This window comes from Ihubacter sp. rT4E-8, assembly GCF_049852125.1.
In the GTDB taxonomy this organism is placed as follows: domain Bacteria; phylum Bacillota; class Clostridia; order Peptostreptococcales; family Anaerovoracaceae; genus Senimuribacter.
The window spans coordinates 635,384-650,873 of record NZ_CP187532.1 but is presented as its reverse complement, the minus strand read 5'-3'; the positions used below and the strand labels follow the sequence as shown (position 1 = coordinate 650,873).

Below are 15,490 nucleotides of genomic sequence, written 5' to 3'. Positions count from 1 at the left end.
TTGTAAATTCCATTCAAATATCAGAGTTTTTTAACCCTTCCTCTATTTTTTTCTCTATACCTGAAGAATTTGTTGGCAACCGTAAAACAGGTATACCATACCGTTTCAAGATCCGATCTTTCATAGCATCTCTCTGTAACTGCACTGGATTATTTTCATGAAATGCAAAGCCATCTACTTCAATGACAAGCACGCAGCTTTTATCTTGCTTTCTAAATATTATAAAATCCAAGGACGCTCTATGATTTACAAAGCTTACTTCCTCCTTTTTTAATAACGACATATCGTTTAATAAGTTACGGAGCAAGATCTGCTGTCGGTATTCATAACCACAAAACGCTTCTCTACTCAAAATGTCCTCTAATAAAACACGTATCACTTCCTCTGATTCCCATATGGTATTAGGATTCATTCTTTTCTTTAATGGTATTAGTTTTTCAGAATACCTTTTATAAAGCAAGTCAAAGACTGACACGACATTGCTGTTAACCAGCTTTTCATCCAAAGTATTATACAAAATATACCGAATCAAATGAGTAATATGTTTTCCTTTTTGGAAAAACAGATCGTGATCTGTGACTAAAATAAACTGTTTCACTGCACGCGAAACTGACACATTTACCATTCGTGCATCGTCAACAAATTTCATCTTTTGTGTAGCTTTATAAGAAGAATCCAGTACCGTACTCATAATCATCGTATCCCGTTCGCGCCCCTGATACTTATGCACTGTATCACTTTGAATTTTATTTGAGAGCATCTCTGCAGCTTTATTCGCTTGCTTTCGATAAGGTGTTACAACCCCTATCGTTCCTCCAATTTCTGATAAATCTGGGTTTTTTAAAACTTCCTCAACTATCACATCCAGTTCCCTTTGATTATAGATTCCTTTTTTATCGCCTTTTGTCACCTCTCGCATGTGATTACCCTCTGTGGTACGATATAAAATCAATGGAGATTCTGACATTGAGGTATCTGTATAAGGAATTAAATTTCCATCATAATATTCCTGATTACAAAAATTAATAATTTTAGGATGGCATCGATAGTGTTCCCGTAAGATTGTGCGTGGAAGTTTATCATTGTAAAGACAAAGCACCGAAGACAAAATGCTATGGCGGAAATAGTCATATTCTTGTCGAGGTGGGATACTATTTATTTTACTTCCTATTCTATTTTCCTGTGTGATTTGCTCAAGTTGTTTTTCATCCCCAACAATAATTGCATTCTTACAACAGGAAAGAGCGAGAACACCCGTAATCAAGTCTACCTGCGAAGCTTCATCGATAATTACATAATCCAACAAATAATTTTCTGGAATTGATCGCCGCAGCGAGTGTGTTGTACTCAAAATAATTGGATATGCTCTTATAAAGTCCTGAAAAAGAAGCTTAAAATTTGCCTTTGTAAATCTTTAACGCTCCATCCGACTATAGCTATAATTCTCATGCAAATACTTTCGAAAAATTCTTTTTGAAAGTTCCTGATGCTGTTTCAGAAGATCATCAAAAGAGTTATGCTGTAATCGGTGTTCCAACGAACTTATTCTCTTTTCTATAGACTGTATTTCAAATTGATAAAATTTTTTCTGTATAGATAGCAATAATGCTTCTTCATCTTGCCATAATTTACTTAAGTCAAAAATTCCATATTTGAATAATAACTTAATCTTGAACAAAAATTTATCCGAAATCCCATACTGAGCTGCAATGGATGTATCCGCCATAAAAGAAAGTAATCGATCCGACGATTTACAAAACATAGGCAACTTTTCTACTTTTTCAATCTCCTGTTTTTCATAATACTTTTCAAAATATTGTTGTTCCAGTGTCCACGCTTCCAACTTCTGTCTTAACTGAACCATGTCTCGCTCTTGTTTCATTAAATCACGAAGTCTTTGATTTAGTTCTCTAATTTTACTAGCTAAATTCTCTTTGCTTTCTTCACAAGCCCATTCTTTAACTTGCACTTCTGGTAATGATGCAAAGAAAGCCTCCTGATACTCCTTTCTTCCTAAAAGTGCATTCAAAAAACCATAACCCTGTTTTTCCATTTTTTCTATAACGTTCTTTACTGCCTCAGTATTATTGGATACTACCGCAACGCTTTTCTTACGAATAATAAGATTAGCTAAAATATTCAAGATGGTTTGCGTTTTACCAGTTCCCGGTGGCCCCTCAATTACGGAAATAGAATGTGACAATGCCTTTTCAAGCGCATCTTTCTGACTCAGATTAAACTGAAATGGAAATATAAGTGTATTATCCTCTATGTTCCTTCTGCTTATCAATTGGTTGCCCAAATAACTTCCCAACACACTTTCAGGATGAATAAAATTCAAACGCTTCATTTCTTTATACAAAAACGCTTCTTCGTCCTCTTTATCTGACAAAAAAGAAGAAATCTCTTTCAAATACAGGAGTACCTCCTTGACATTTTTTGTCTTCGCATCACTGCTTATCAAGGAAAAATCTGTGCGGTCTATAGTCTTGTAACTTCCATCAAACCTATATATTCTGATTTTACTACCGAAATCTAAAATCCTTTGTGGTTGGTATTCTGGCATTCCATTGATATATGCGACTTGGTCTTTCAACAAGATCTCACGCTGAAGATTAAAAATGCGGACATTTTCCATATTATAAGAATACGTTTTTCCTCTTTTATATGTAATCTTGATTTTTCTTTCCAAAATATCTTTTTCTATCACATCAATCTCTTGTGTCTTATCTATGCCTTTGACTAAAATCATTTCTTTTATCATATCCATAAATATATCCCTCTATCTAATTGCTGGAATGTGAAATCATTTAATTATTATATTATATCACATCAGAACCAAGAATTGTATATTTAATATTTTCAGACTATAATATTTTTCAAAAGTTATACCACCAAATCCTCTTATATTCCTGCTCTATCCTTGGATAGTTTCCCACAACTTTCACAAAATGTATTGCATTCTTTCCGATTTTCTCTTTGACATAAGCGACAAAATCCTGTTCGCAAAACGTCTGCGCACGGGGAAACGTATCTGTCAGTTCCTCGAAATGATCTAAAACAGCATCATCCGCAATATATAAACGGACTGGACCATCAGAACTCAAACAAAGCTTCGATTTATTTTTCAGCAAAATCTCCTCTGCCGCAAGCCGCAGTGCATAAAATGGCTTCAGCCAATCCGGCAAGTCCACATACAAATCAGTCATCTTTTCTAATGTCCGTTTGCCTACACGTCTGTCTAAAATTGCAAACATACGAAGCAGATCATTTTCAGACCACAACGATCGTTCCACTTTCTGATTCAAAAACACTTGAAGTGTCCGCATCACATCAAAGGAATCCGCCTTTCCCTCCGTAATTGCTAAAAGTCTTGCTTCTTCTTCTATGATAGAATTCTCCGCTTCAAAAGAAAAACCATTTCCATCCCACTGGCGCATCGGCACACTTCGCAGTTTCCTGATGTTCTGCACATTTGCATCATAGTATTTTTCATTGTACGGATTCGCACAGAACAGCTCCTCCCCATCTGCTCTGACTGCAAATCGTCCATAAGCATCCGGCGCTTTACGATAAATTGTAAAAAAATACTGTACCCTGCCGCGCAGTTTTTCACAAAGTAAGTCCTCTTCCAGTTTTTTTCTGATAGCGTTCCAGCTTTCACCCATGGTGTTTCCTCCTACTTTCTTTTTATTATGCCCTTCAAAATCCAACAACTAACCTGATAAATTCAGCGCCATTTCCAAAGTAACTTCGTCCACTTCCTACAGTCTATCAATCAGCCTTGCATAGCTGTATACCTTCAGGAAATGCTCAATATCGTGTACACTGCCTTCATAAAACTCGATCATCTTTACTATCATCTGTTCTTTCTGCACCAGATCACCTTCCACTCCATCATACGATTGATTTTATTATACAGCAAAACGCCTCTTTTTCAATAGGAGGGAAGTTTTCGCGACCCGCAAAAAAGAAAAAGCGCGCATAGAAATCATTCTACACGCGGCTCTGATACAGTCCATGCTGATTACAATATGCGATTATCAAACCGTGACCTCTGCCCAGAAAATCCGCTTCCGCGTTTCCTTCCGGATACAGCTTTTTCATTTCAAAATGTCCATCTGTCACATATGCGATAAAGGAAATGTAATGTTCCTTTGTCATAGGATGGGACAGGCTTACATAGTGACGGGAATCCGTATAGCTTACTGTCAGTTTGTGGCATTCGTCCCCTTCTTCCGGTTCTGCTTCAGGCAACGTAATGCCGCAACAGCTGACGACCGCCGCCCCTGTAGTATGCATCACGTTGCCGCACACAGGGCACACATAAAACTTCGATTTTTTCAGATTACAGGCTACATTTTCGTTAATTCTGTAATCGCCGTTCATCAATTCAATCACGGATACGCCCAGCGCCTTTGCCAGCGGTTCAATCAAGGAAATGTCAGGAAGTCCCCGCGCCGTTTCCCACTTTGAAACCGCTTTACTGCTGACGCCCAGTTTTTCCGCAAGTTCACTCTGGGTAATCCGTTTTTCTTCGCGAAGTCTTTTAATAGACCGCGCCGTAATATAGGTATCCATTTGATATGCCTCACTTTCGTTTTATTTCTTCTTACATCATGAGAATACCATACCTTTCTCCCGGCGGCAACCTACGCTGCGTAGAACAAACGGCGCGGAAGTTGTGCAGATTTCATTCCATAACCAGTCATTTGCACAACAACGACCTGCAATAGTTGTGCAAATCCCTTGTGACAGAGGCCGTTTGCACAACAATCGCGCCTATTCCATGCCCATTCCAAGAAAAAGTTGTGCAAAGCAAACACTATTCGAACGCTTCTGCACAACTTTTTCATCTGAAACGGCTTCAATCATCTTGAAATCGACAAAAGGTTGTGCATCGTAAAAGAAATTCCAGCTATTTGCACAACCGGCGAAAGAAAAAGTTGTGCATTTCCCTGTGGTATTATCAGGTTTTGCACAACTTCCTACCTCCAAGTCCCATGGAGCACAGACACTGTCAAACCGCAAACAGCACAATGCCGCCTGTCATGGCGCAAAGTCCCAGCACGCTGCGAGAACTTTGCTTCTCTTTCAGAAAAACTGCGGAAAGAACGGCAGCAAATACGATATTAAAGCGGAATATCGTTGTTACCAGCGTCGCCGTGTTGAGAGACATAGCTCTATACAGTGCAATATATCCGATGCCCAAAAAGATGCCGCCCAAAACAACGCTGCGCCATGCAGCACGGGAAATTCTACGGGCGCTGCGGCTGCCTCCTGTGCGGTGACTTCCAGTTAAGAACATCAATATAAAGGCTGTAATCGCAACCACACTGTAGCGAATGCCGCTGGAAAGATTGCTGTCCACAGGAGACGTATCCATCTTGGTGAAAATAAAGGACACGGACATAAACATCGCTGACAGAATTTCATATAACACCCAGCGCCGGGACTGCCCCGAAGGGTACCTTTCCCGAGGCGGTTCAATCATCAAAACAGAAGCTACGGCGATAAGCCCTACGCCAAACAGCATCGTACTGCGAATCTCCATCCCCAGTACCAGACTTTCCAGTACCATAGTAAAAATGATAGCTAAATTCTGCAGCGCCAAGACGCCGCCGACCGGTCCGTCCGCAAGTCCCAAATAGTAAAGCACCCATGTCACTGCCAGTGTAAGACTGGAAATTAACAGATATACCGGATGCTGCAGCTGCGCAAGCTGCTCAAAACTTCCGGACAGCAGCGCAAGAAACAGACCCATATTATCTGACCCTTTCACCTGACAGGAAGACCATATCCGGTTTCTGATACATGACAGAAATATCTTCATCCGGGTTTCCATCCACCAGAATTAAATCCGCAATATAGCCTGCCTTTATTTCTCCCAGACAATCCGCCATTTCCACGATTTCCGCGTTGACCTTGGTCGCCTGCAGAAGAATATCGATATTGCTCATTCCGAACAATTCACTTCTGTATTTGAACTCAATACCCTGCTCATACTGATCCATCCCCACGGTGCTGTCGGTGGCAAGCCCTATTTTCAGACCAGCCTCATAAGCTTTGGTCAGGCATCCGATGGAAATATCCAGCATCCATTTCAGCTTGTCGACAAGGAACATCATTTCAAGCGGTGTCTTCGCCGGGTTCTGGTACATAGCGGCAAGGGTCGGCACCAAATATAAAGCTTTCCGTCCAAGTGCAGCTTCAATGGTTTCTTCCCCGATAAAGGTAGCATGCTCAATGGTTCGCACGCCCTTGTCTACGCACAGACGAATCGCGCCATCCCCATGGGCATGGGCTGCCACATAAGTGCCTTTCATATCGGCAATTTCTACAGCAGCAGAAAGCTCCTCTGCCGTGATAATCGGCTGTACCGGAATGCCCTGCTTGTGAAATGCAGACCCGGACACCATAATTTTAATATAGTCGGCGTGCTCGGCAAGCTCTTTTCGCGCCGCTTTCTTCATCGCGTCAGCGCCGTCCGCCCAGCTGTACATTTCGTAAATGCTGTCCATCTCCTCAATTTCCGTCGGTGACAAAATACATCCGCTGGAGATGATGCGCGGTCCAGTCATCAATCCGTCTGCAAAAGCGTCTCTGACAAAATTAGAAACCCGAAGCGGTGTACCGCAATCTCTAAGTGTGGTAAAACCGTAGTCCAAACACTTCTGCGCAGCAGCCGCACTTTTCATAAATAACTTCATCGGTGATTTCATCAGATCTGACGAATAATCCACAATACCGATAATATGGGTATGAGTGTCCATGAGGCCCGGCAGCAGGGTTTTTCCCTGACAGTCGATGACTTCTTCGCCTGCACACGCATCTGCCGGCGCCGCATTCGCCATCACCTCTGTGATTTTTCCATTTTCCAGGCGCAACGCGCCGTCAGCGGTCTCTATACCGCCTGAAAGTTCCTTGATTAATCTGCAATGATTCAATAACATGCCATATGCTCCTTTTCAATTTCCATATTGAAATTCTCAAAACATTTCTGTGATAATATCAGATATATTTTCTTTAGAATATCACCATTGTGGGTTTTTGTCAACTCTTTTTTTATTTCTCATCTCGTACAATTCTTTCATTGACAAAAAATTCTTCTGTAAATTTTCCTTGACTTTTAGTCCGGTTTTGGACTAAAATATACATATAGTACGGAACCGGACTATTCAATAGGAGGTATTACATGATAAACAATTCTAAATTAATGGAACAACTAAACCTGTATTACACGGCGTGGCAAGAGTGTAATTATGTGTATGAGGCATACGCAAAATCCCACGGTCTATCCTTCAATAGTCTGCTGGTCATATCCGCCCTTTCGGAAGACTGCGAAAACTGCACACAGAAGAAAATCAGCCAGCGATGGATGATTCCCAAGCAAACGGTCAATATGATTCTGAAAGATCTTGAACGAAATGGACTGGTAGAATTGCGCCCTTTACCGTCAGACAAAAGAAATAAGGTGATTAAGCTGACCGCCGCCGGAAAAGGATATGCCGCATCGGTCATCTCCGAACTTCGAAAGGTGGAGCTTTCTGCAGTAGAAGAAATGGGTATGGAGAAAATGCAGCAATTAAACGAAAACACTACTTTATTCGTAGAACTGTTTCGCAAAGCAGGAGGGATAGATAAAAATGACTGATCAGAAAACCTTTTTTCGATATGTGTTGCCCTCTGTGCTCGCCTTTGCTTTATCAGGCGTTTACGCCATCGTCGACGGCTTCTTTGTAGGAAACTACGTCGGCGATGTGGGACTTTCGGCAGTCAACATCGCCTATCCGATTGTGGCGGTCATTCAGGCCATCGGCACCGGCATCGGCATGGGCGGCGCCATTTACTACACCATCAATCAGGCAGAGAATAACGAGGACAAAGCCAAAATGTTCACGGCTGGCGCATTATGGACGCTGTTAATCTCCAGCATCATCCTGACACTCTCTATTTTTCTGCTCAACTCTGTGATTTTAGAAATGCTTGGTGCAAGAGAAGAATTGCTTTCTATTGGAAAAGAATACATTGCTGTCATCGCCTTAGGGGCAGGTCTGCAGGTCATCGGTACGGGATTAATCCCCTTTATCCGAAATTACGGCGGCTCTTTTTATGCCATGATTTGTATGATTGCAGGTTTTGTCACAAATATTATCTTAGACTACCTGTTTGTCTGGATACTGGCACAAGGCGCGCGGGGTGCGGCGCTGGCAACTGTCATCAGCCAGGGAGTAACAATGATTCTGGCGCTGATTTACATGCTGCGAAAAAAGCAGTTTACGCTGCAGATTCCCCTCACCAAACTGGCGGCTGTATCCGCGTCTATCATAAAAGTCGGTATCGCACCTTTTGGTCTTGCCATGGCGCCAAATATTTCTCTGATTATCATCAACCGCTTTTCCATCTCTTACGGTGGTGAACAAGCCGTTGCGACCTATGCCTGTATCGCCTATATCATCTGCATCATCTACCTGATTTTGCAGGGAGTCGGGGACGGCAGCCAGCCTCTGCTCAGCCGCCACTACGGCGAAAAAGACTTTACAGCGCTGAAGAATACGAGAAAATTTGCCTATGGGTTCGCCTTGCTGCTGTCTGTTCTCGGCTGTATTGTGATGTATCTGATGCGGGAAAATCTGGGCATTCTGTTTGGTGCATCAGCAGCGGTCAATGCAGAAATTGTGAAAATCATCCCAATTTTTCTGGTTTCTGTCCCTTTTGTCGCCATTGTACGCGTCACGACTGCAAGCTTTTATGCTACAGAAAAAACTGCCTTTTCCTACATTCTGACGTTCATAGAGCCGACATTCATGCTCCTTCTCATGCTGCTTCTGCCCCCTCTTTTCGGCGGGCAGATCATGATCTGGTGGAGTACCGTCCTCGCGAGAATTTTATCTGCCATTCTGGCGCTTCTTTTGAAGCTGCGTGTTGACAAACAGGAAATTGCCGCATAGAAAAAGCCCACAGCACAAACCTTTCCATGGTTTGCGCTGCGGGCATATTATATTTGTTATCTGCGAACATCAAAGGGTCCCCAAATCTGCCTCCAGATATTTGACTGCCGCTTTGACGTCTCTTTCCAAAAGAGCCTCGATGATTTTTTCGTGATAACTGAAATCCGCCGAGGTATCTATATTTGCCATAGTAATTTTCCCCGCCAGATTCTTTACAATGTCCAGCAAATATTCGTTGCCTCCGATTTCCGCCAGCCGCACATGAAAGCGCAGATTGTTACTTCCCTCTCGCAGCGAATCCACATACAGGCTTTCTCCCATCTGAAAATTTCTGTCAGCATAAGGCTTCAGGGAAAGAATCGCGTCGTCGCTGGCATGGGCGATAGCAAGTTCCACGCTGTAAGCTTCCACACGGCGGCGCACATTTTGAATCTTGTTCACTTCTTCCTTGCTGAAAATATTGATCATATATCCTTTTCGCGGATAGCTGACCAGATAACCCTGATCACAGAGCACCTGCAACGCGTCTCTGACCGGCGCTTTACTTACCTGATATTTCTCCGCAATCTCGCCAGCATTGAGAAATGTCCTCGTATCGATTCTTCCATTTACAATATCCGCTCTGATTGCCTCGTAAATTTTTGTAGATTTCTTCTCCGTCATCATCCCGAGAGTTTACCTTTCTGCATACATTTCACTGATATATTATAAAAATTTTACCATGAACAAGCCTTTTTTACAAGAGAGAACATAGCGCAATCTCAGCAAAAGAATTCTGCCTCTGTATCAATGAGTATTTGCGTCAACACTTTATAATCCAGATACTGAATTCCCTCTTTTCCATCCTGTATCTTGTCAGCCAGTTTGCTGTTATAGTAAAGGTCCAATGCTTTTTCATCCATGTTCACACCTCATAGTATGATTCGTAAATTAACAATCTGAACGAATGCTCTGCATCCGGATTTTTAATTATCGTATTGGAACCATGGTAAATCATCATATGTGAATCCCCCTTACGCTCAGATATTCAACGATGTCTTCTATTACAAACTGCGTACTTTGTGTATGAAGAATTTCATAATTTGGCGCTAAAAAATCAGTGATGCAGTTTACACACTGCATTTGTCGATACGCCGCAGACGGTTTCACTCCCCATTTATCCGCACAGGCGTGAATCAAATATAACAAATGACAATACTTCTTTCGTCATTCCTATCTTGCCTCTCTTTTCCTTTGAATCACTCAGAAGCCCTGCCAAATTATGATTCAAAATGCTCCTATATAAATATATTATGGCAGATTTTCATTTGAAATTCAATCCTTTTATCAGTCATCCGCTCTTATCACATCTAGGTCAGCCCTATTCAAAAACTACAAAAGACCAACTGCACCAAAAATATCCTACAGCCGGTCTCCATCATTCTCAATCATTTTTACGCGCCAAAATACGCCGTGATCTCTTTCATCCGCTGGCTCTGGGAAACGCCGAACGGGCAGGTTTTGTCACAATGCCCGCAAGCCGTACAAGCCCCTGCTTTCGGTTCTAGTCTCCGGTAATGATCCGCCGCCAGGGAATCGCCCACTTTTGCCAGGTCATAATATTTGTTGATCAGACCCACATCCAGCCCCGCCGGACATGGCTGGCAATGGTTGCAGTACACGCATACACCTTTCACTTCCGCCGGCGTCAGGGAGGAAATCATAGAATAGTCTTTTTCCGAAAGTGAAACATCGTAAAAAGTCAAAATTCGCTGAAGCTCCGATTTATTCATGATACCCGGAAGCACTGTCAGCACTCCTGGCTTATCCAGCGCGTACTGCAGACACTGCAGTTCCGTCAGCGCCTTGCCGAACGGCGAAGTTTTCGCAGAAAGCAGCTGTCCGGCAGAAAAAACTTTCATCACTGAAATACCGACGCCCTCTTTCTCACAGCGTTTGTAAAGTTCCATGCGCTCATCAGATGCGCCGACCGCGTACTCGCCGTGACAATAGTCATAACCCGGATTAATGCTGAACATGAGCATATCCACAAGGCCAGTGTTAAGACCGAGCGCCGCTACCGCAGGCGTGTGTGAGGACATGCCAATGTGACGCACCACGCCCTGCCGCTTTAGTTCTTCTATGTATGCCAAAACGCCGTTATCGATATACCTGTTCCATTCTTCTTCCGTGTCCAGGCAGTGAATAAAACCGTAGTCGATATAGTCCGTGTTCAGCTTGGAAAGCTGCCAGTCGATGGATTTTTTCACATCATCCAGCACAAGACTTTTTCCATAAACGCCGCTGGTAAATTCTGCACCAAAATGAATCTGATAGAACACATTCTTTCTGGCATCGCCGAAAGCCTTGTCATAATAATCAAAACAAGCGCTTTCTGCTGCCGCGAAGTCAAAAAAGTTGATACCAGCTTCGTAAGCCATCTGCAGGGTTTCCACGCCCTCTTTTTCTGTCGCGGGAGTCAGATGCGCACCCATTCCAATTTCACTGATTCTGTCGCCTGTGCGACGGTTGACACGATATTCCATAACGATCTCCTATTGTTTTCTATTTCCAAAGTCTCATCAAATTCAGTTTACCACCTAAAAACATCCATGTCCAATACTTCTCCTCGCGGCAAGCGTCAAACCCGCGCAGCTCAAATCCTCGTGTGTTCCACTGAAACATCCTTTACTCGAAATTCCGGTCAAATCGCTTCGCCAGCTGCTTTCCCGTCCGCAGACTGTCGTCAAAGCTTTCCATCATGACAGCCGCCAGCGGAACCGCTTCGGAAAACAGCTCAAAAAGCGCCTCGCTTGTCTGCGCGCATTTCGGATTGTCCTTGCGCTGATTCATCAGCCCTTTCAGGCTGGAATAGTGCTTTCCCGAAAGTCGCATGCCACCGTTGATGAAGTTCTGCTTCAACACACCCGGCGCAGTGAAAAAACGCTTCACCCGGCGCAAATCCGCCAGAGCCCGTTCTGCGATTTTGGGCGTAATTCCCTCGTAAAACAGCGCGATCGCCTCCGCCGTTTCTCGATCCTGCGGCACCAGATCATAGATAGGAAACGCCAAAGGATGCGCTCCATCAGCGCGCAGCAGATGCTTTTCAAATTCTTCTTCGATTTCCAAATGGGATACCCCGATTTCCGAGACCATCTCATTGACATAGCCGTGGCACTGACTGTCCAAGATAAAATGACAGATAAACCCCAGCAAATAGGCGTACGCCCCGCTGTCTACACCCGTTCGTTCGATGACCGAAAGGGCGTGTTCAAAAAACGGGTAGGCGCTGATTTTGTGCAAATGGTGTCCGTATTTCACCACCCGGTTTGCCGCAAGCGGCTTATAAAAGAAAAACAGATCCGGTCCCTGCAGTCCGATGTCAAACTGCGCCCGGTAGTTTTGGCAAACCGCCTGCAAGTCAGGTGGCAAATGTGTCAGCGCCGCTTTGCCAAAGCGATGATGCGCATAAAATCCCGGCATACTCTAATCCCCCAATCGTCGGTGCCTTACTGTTCTGCAATGTATTCGTCATAAGTGCAAAGCCGGTCGATCAACGTGCCGTCTTTGCGAATCTCCATAATCCGGTTGGCGATGGTTTCAATAAATTCGTGGTCGTGAGAAGCAAAGAGCACATTGCCCTTAAAGGCTTTCAGCCCGTCGTTGACCGCCGTAATCGATTCCAAATCCAGGTGGTTGGTCGGCTGATCCAAAACCAGCACGTTGGAGCCGAACAGCATCATCCGGGAAAGCATGCAGCGCACCTTTTCACCGCCGGACAACACCTGTACCTCCTTGTACACATCATCTCCCGAAAAGAGCATCCTGCCCAGGAAGCTGCGCATAAAGGTTTCCGTCGTTTCGCTGGTGTACTGGCTGAGCCATTCTACCAGATTCAGGCTGCAGCCGTTGAAAAACGCTGAATTGTCCATCGGGAAATAGGAATTCGTAATGGTCACGCCCCATTTATAGGAACCTTCGTCCGGCTCCATTTCCCCCATAATGATCTTAAACAGCGTGGTATTTGCAATTTCGTTTTCGCCGACAAAGGCGATTTTATCCTCTTTGTTCACGCGGAAAGAGATGTTGTCCAGCACCTTGACTCCGTCGATGGTCTTGGAAAGCCCTTCCACGATGAGGATATCCTTACCCGGCTCTCTATCCATGGTAAATCCCACAAAAGGATACCGTCTGGACGACGCCGGCATTTCCTCCACCGTCAGCTTGTCCAAAAGCTTCCGACGGCTGGTCGCCTGTTTGGACTTAGATTTATTTGCAGAGAAACGCTGTATAAACGCCTGCAGTTCCTTAATCTTTTCTTCGTTTCTGCGGTTCTGGTCTTTCACCATCTTCTGCACCAGCTGGCTGGACTCATACCAGAACTCATAGTTGCCCACATACATCTTAATTTTACCATAGTCCACGTCCACAATATTGGTACAAACCGTGTTGAGAAAGTGACGGTCGTGAGAAACTACGATGACCGTGCCGTCATAATCCATCAGAAAATCTTCCAGCCAGTTGATGGCTTTGACATCCAGATGGTTGGTCGGCTCGTCCAAAAGGATAATGCCCGGATTGCCAAAGAGCGCCTGCGCCAGCAACGCCTTTACCTTTTCCTTAGCGGTCAGCGCGCTCATCTGACTGTACAAAATGTCATTGGAAAGACCCAGACCCTGAATCAATCTGCTTACATCGGACTCCGCTTCCCAGCCATCCATCTCCGCAAATTCCGCTTCCAGCTCTGCCGCTTTGATGCCGTCCGCATCGCTGAAATCTTCTTTCATATAGATGGCGTCTTTTTCCTGCATCACCTGATACAACCTGGCATTTCCCATGATGACGGTATCGAGAACCGTATATGCGTCGTAAGCAAAGTGATCCTGCTTCAAAACCGACATACGCACGCCCGGCTTCACCGAAACATGTCCCGTGGTTGGCTCCAAATCCCCCGATAAAATCCGAAGAAACGTGGACTTTCCCGCACCGTTAGCGCCGATAATGCCGTAACAATTGCCCGGCGTAAACTTCAGATCCACATCCTTAAACAGCGGCTGTCCGCTGAAATTCAAACTCACGTTTACTACATCAATCACAATTCCTGCTCCTTTATGTTATTTTCATCTTTTCAAATTATACTTGAATAGATATTATACCATGACGATTCCTCTGAATATAGAATCGCAAGTCATGATTCAATGAACGCTTCCTTGCGGCAACGCCGTTTCAATCATTTGCGTTCATTATACCACAAACCCACCAGGAAAGAAAGCCACACACAGCGCCTACGCAGTTTTTTTATTCTTTTTTGCTTACGGTTGCATTTGATCTGTTAAAGCAAGAAACATCATGCATGCCTGACTAACAAAAGGTAGTTCTGCACAAAAAAATCGGCAAAACGCCGATTTTTTTCTATAATTCTTTCATCAATGAAAACAATAAATCAAATCTTTTCTCTATCGATTCAATTTCCAAATATTCTTCCGCACTGTGTAAGCCTCCTCCGCACGGTCCACATCCGCAAATAGTTGGAATGCCAAGAGGCGCAATATGATTTGCATCTGACACGCCGCCGGTGGAAACCCATCCCACAGACATTTGTTTTTTCTCAGCAAGCTGATCAATCTTCGAAATCAACTCCTTTGTCTTTGCCGATGGATTCATTGGCATCATACGACCTATAAACTCCATTTCTGCACGTACCCCAGGAACAAAACTATTTGCCTGCAATTCCTCTGCTTTCTGCTCTATCCGTTCCAGTTCCTCAGGCAAACTTACGCGAATATCAAACAGCGCTTCTGCAAAATCCGCAACTACATTCCCAGCGCATCCTCCTCTAACAATACCAGCATTAACAGAAGTTCCTATTTCCAAATTCTGCATCGCTGTCAGTTCCATAATCCATCTGGCCATTTCCCGAACCGCGCTTGCCCCATCCTGCGGCGCAGCCCCTGCGTGAGATGCTTTTCCATAGAATTTTACAGCTAAATCCTCGCAACCCTTTCTTGCCTTAACAAAAGCATTTCCTCCACGGCCTGGTTCAAAGACAAACGCATACTTTCCATGCCTGGCAAGCTCCTGAAGCCAGTCCATTGAACAGATAGAACCAATCTCCTCATCACCGTTGTTGGCAATGCAAATTCGAAGATCTGGCCGTTCCCTGCGAAGCGCCTGCACCAGATGCAGAATCAAAACTAAACCTGCTTTCATGTCCGCAACCCCAGGGCCGTACGCGAATCCATCCTTTTCTTTATACGGTCGCTGCTGCGCCGTTCCTTTTTGAAACACGGTATCCATATGACCCACAAAGAGAAGGTCGAAATCCTCTTCATCATGGCTCTTTGCCTGTATACGCGTATCATCATCAAAAGCTTCTACCAGAAGTCCCATCTCCAGATACTTCCTGGACAAATATTTTCCAATTTTCCCAACTCCTTCGCGATCTGCACTATTACTGTCTATGTTCACAAGTGCAGCCAGCTGACTGCGAAAGTCCTGTAATTGTTTCATAATTCTTCCTTTCTTTTTTTCATGTTTATGGTATACTTTCCTCGTAGGAG

At 44.0% G+C, this 15,490-nt stretch carries 15 protein-coding genes; 2 read left to right on the top strand and 13 right to left on the bottom strand.

Going from position 1 to position 15,490, the window contains the following annotated elements; genetic code table 11:
* Window positions 1–13: 13 nt before the first annotated feature.
* The 6 genes from ACPW7J_RS03245 to ACPW7J_RS03220 all read right to left on the bottom strand — a co-directional run bounded on the left by ACPW7J_RS03245 (window position 14) and on the right by ACPW7J_RS03220 (window position 6,953).
* Window positions 14–1,351: an AAA domain-containing protein gene (locus ACPW7J_RS03245; RefSeq protein WP_425756535.1), complete on the bottom strand. Its 1,338-nt coding sequence runs from the start codon at window positions 1,349–1,351 to the stop codon at window positions 14–16.
* Window positions 1,352–1,414: 63 nt separating this feature from the next.
* On the bottom strand, window positions 1,415–2,770 hold the full coding sequence (locus ACPW7J_RS03240) for an AAA domain-containing protein (RefSeq protein WP_425756533.1): 1,356 nt from the start codon (window positions 2,768–2,770) through the stop codon (window positions 1,415–1,417).
* Window positions 2,771–2,879: 109 nt separating this feature from the next.
* On the bottom strand, window positions 2,880–3,668 hold the full coding sequence (locus ACPW7J_RS03235; protein ID WP_425756532.1) for an SF0329 family protein: 789 nt from the start codon (window positions 3,666–3,668) through the stop codon (window positions 2,880–2,882).
* Window positions 3,669–3,996: 328 nt separating this feature from the next.
* On the bottom strand, window positions 3,997–4,581 hold the full coding sequence (locus tag ACPW7J_RS03230) for a helix-turn-helix domain-containing protein (protein WP_424959328.1): 585 nt from the start codon (window positions 4,579–4,581) through the stop codon (window positions 3,997–3,999).
* Window positions 4,582–5,020: 439 nt separating this feature from the next.
* The gene (locus ACPW7J_RS03225; protein ID WP_425756530.1) at window positions 5,021–5,764 is read right to left on the bottom strand and encodes a DMT family transporter; all 744 of its coding nucleotides are present in this window, start codon (window positions 5,762–5,764) and stop codon (window positions 5,021–5,023) included.
* Between the two features lies 1 nt (window position 5,765).
* Window positions 5,766–6,953 carry an amidohydrolase family protein gene (locus ACPW7J_RS03220; protein WP_425756528.1) on the bottom strand — a complete coding sequence of 396 codons (1,188 nt, stop codon included), beginning with the start codon at window positions 6,951–6,953 and terminating at the stop codon, window positions 5,766–5,768.
* Window positions 6,954–7,195: 242 nt separating this feature from the next.
* Between ACPW7J_RS03220 and ACPW7J_RS03215 the strand changes: the two genes are divergently transcribed.
* Both ACPW7J_RS03215 and ACPW7J_RS03210 read left to right on the top strand, forming a co-directional pair.
* Window positions 7,196–7,654 carry a MarR family winged helix-turn-helix transcriptional regulator gene (locus ACPW7J_RS03215; RefSeq protein ID WP_425756526.1) on the top strand — a complete coding sequence of 153 codons (459 nt, stop codon included), beginning with the start codon at window positions 7,196–7,198 and terminating at the stop codon, window positions 7,652–7,654.
* The gene (locus tag ACPW7J_RS03210; protein ID WP_425756524.1) at window positions 7,647–8,951 is read left to right on the top strand and encodes an MATE family efflux transporter; all 1,305 of its coding nucleotides are present in this window, start codon (window positions 7,647–7,649) and stop codon (window positions 8,949–8,951) included. The genes ACPW7J_RS03215 and ACPW7J_RS03210 overlap by 8 nt, the downstream gene beginning before the upstream one ends.
* A 69-nt stretch (window positions 8,952–9,020) precedes the next feature.
* Here ACPW7J_RS03210 and ACPW7J_RS03205 read toward each other — a convergent pair whose 3' ends face one another.
* From ACPW7J_RS03205 to ACPW7J_RS03175, 7 genes are all read right to left on the bottom strand, one after another.
* On the bottom strand, window positions 9,021–9,617 hold the full coding sequence (locus tag ACPW7J_RS03205; RefSeq protein ID WP_425756522.1) for a GntR family transcriptional regulator: 597 nt from the start codon (window positions 9,615–9,617) through the stop codon (window positions 9,021–9,023).
* 95 nt (window positions 9,618–9,712) lie between these two features.
* Window positions 9,713–9,853, bottom strand: coding sequence for a hypothetical protein (locus ACPW7J_RS03200; RefSeq protein ID WP_425756521.1), 141 nt, complete (start codon window positions 9,851–9,853; stop codon window positions 9,713–9,715).
* A 94-nt stretch (window positions 9,854–9,947) separates the two neighbouring features.
* Window positions 9,948–10,100: a DUF3791 domain-containing protein gene (locus tag ACPW7J_RS03195; RefSeq protein ID WP_425757487.1), complete on the bottom strand. Its 153-nt coding sequence runs from the start codon at window positions 10,098–10,100 to the stop codon at window positions 9,948–9,950.
* A 284-nt stretch (window positions 10,101–10,384) separates the two neighbouring features.
* Window positions 10,385–11,476 carry an aldo/keto reductase gene (locus ACPW7J_RS03190; RefSeq protein ID WP_425756519.1) on the bottom strand — a complete coding sequence of 364 codons (1,092 nt, stop codon included), beginning with the start codon at window positions 11,474–11,476 and terminating at the stop codon, window positions 10,385–10,387.
* Window positions 11,477–11,618: 142 nt separating this feature from the next.
* Window positions 11,619–12,413 carry a zinc dependent phospholipase C family protein gene (locus ACPW7J_RS03185; RefSeq protein WP_425756517.1) on the bottom strand — a complete coding sequence of 265 codons (795 nt, stop codon included), beginning with the start codon at window positions 12,411–12,413 and terminating at the stop codon, window positions 11,619–11,621.
* A gap of 26 nt (window positions 12,414–12,439) precedes the next feature.
* Window positions 12,440–14,026, bottom strand: a complete 1,587-nt coding sequence (locus tag ACPW7J_RS03180) for an ABC-F family ATP-binding cassette domain-containing protein (protein ID WP_425756515.1) — start codon at window positions 14,024–14,026, stop codon at window positions 12,440–12,442.
* A gap of 316 nt (window positions 14,027–14,342) precedes the next feature.
* Entirely contained in the window at window positions 14,343–15,440 is a 1,098-nt protein-coding gene (locus tag ACPW7J_RS03175) for a M20 family metallopeptidase (protein WP_425756513.1), read from the bottom strand.
* Between the last annotated feature and the right edge of the window lie 50 nt (window positions 15,441–15,490).

Coding starts and splice junctions, on each gene's coding strand:
- ACPW7J_RS03240 (WP_425756533.1), bottom strand. CDS start 2,770: ATGGATATGATAAAAGAAATGATTTTAGTCAAAGGCATAGATAAGACA.
- ACPW7J_RS03235 (WP_425756532.1), bottom strand. CDS start 3,668: ATGGGTGAAAGCTGGAACGCTATCAGAAAAAAACTGGAAGAGGACTTA.
- ACPW7J_RS03230 (WP_424959328.1), bottom strand. CDS start 4,581: ATGGATACCTATATTACGGCGCGGTCTATTAAAAGACTTCGCGAAGAA.
- ACPW7J_RS03225 (WP_425756530.1), bottom strand. CDS start 5,764: ATGGGTCTGTTTCTTGCGCTGCTGTCCGGAAGTTTTGAGCAGCTTGCG.
- ACPW7J_RS03220 (WP_425756528.1), bottom strand. CDS start 6,953: ATGTTATTGAATCATTGCAGATTAATCAAGGAACTTTCAGGCGGTATA.
- ACPW7J_RS03215 (WP_425756526.1), top strand. CDS start 7,196: ATGATAAACAATTCTAAATTAATGGAACAACTAAACCTGTATTACACG.
- ACPW7J_RS03210 (WP_425756524.1), top strand. CDS start 7,647: ATGACTGATCAGAAAACCTTTTTTCGATATGTGTTGCCCTCTGTGCTC.
- ACPW7J_RS03205 (WP_425756522.1), bottom strand. CDS start 9,617: ATGATGACGGAGAAGAAATCTACAAAAATTTACGAGGCAATCAGAGCG.
- ACPW7J_RS03200 (WP_425756521.1), bottom strand. CDS start 9,853: ATGGATGAAAAAGCATTGGACCTTTACTATAACAGCAAACTGGCTGAC.
- ACPW7J_RS03190 (WP_425756519.1), bottom strand. CDS start 11,476: ATGGAATATCGTGTCAACCGTCGCACAGGCGACAGAATCAGTGAAATT.
- ACPW7J_RS03185 (WP_425756517.1), bottom strand. CDS start 12,413: ATGCCGGGATTTTATGCGCATCATCGCTTTGGCAAAGCGGCGCTGACA.
- ACPW7J_RS03175 (WP_425756513.1), bottom strand. CDS start 15,440: ATGAAACAATTACAGGACTTTCGCAGTCAGCTGGCTGCACTTGTGAAC.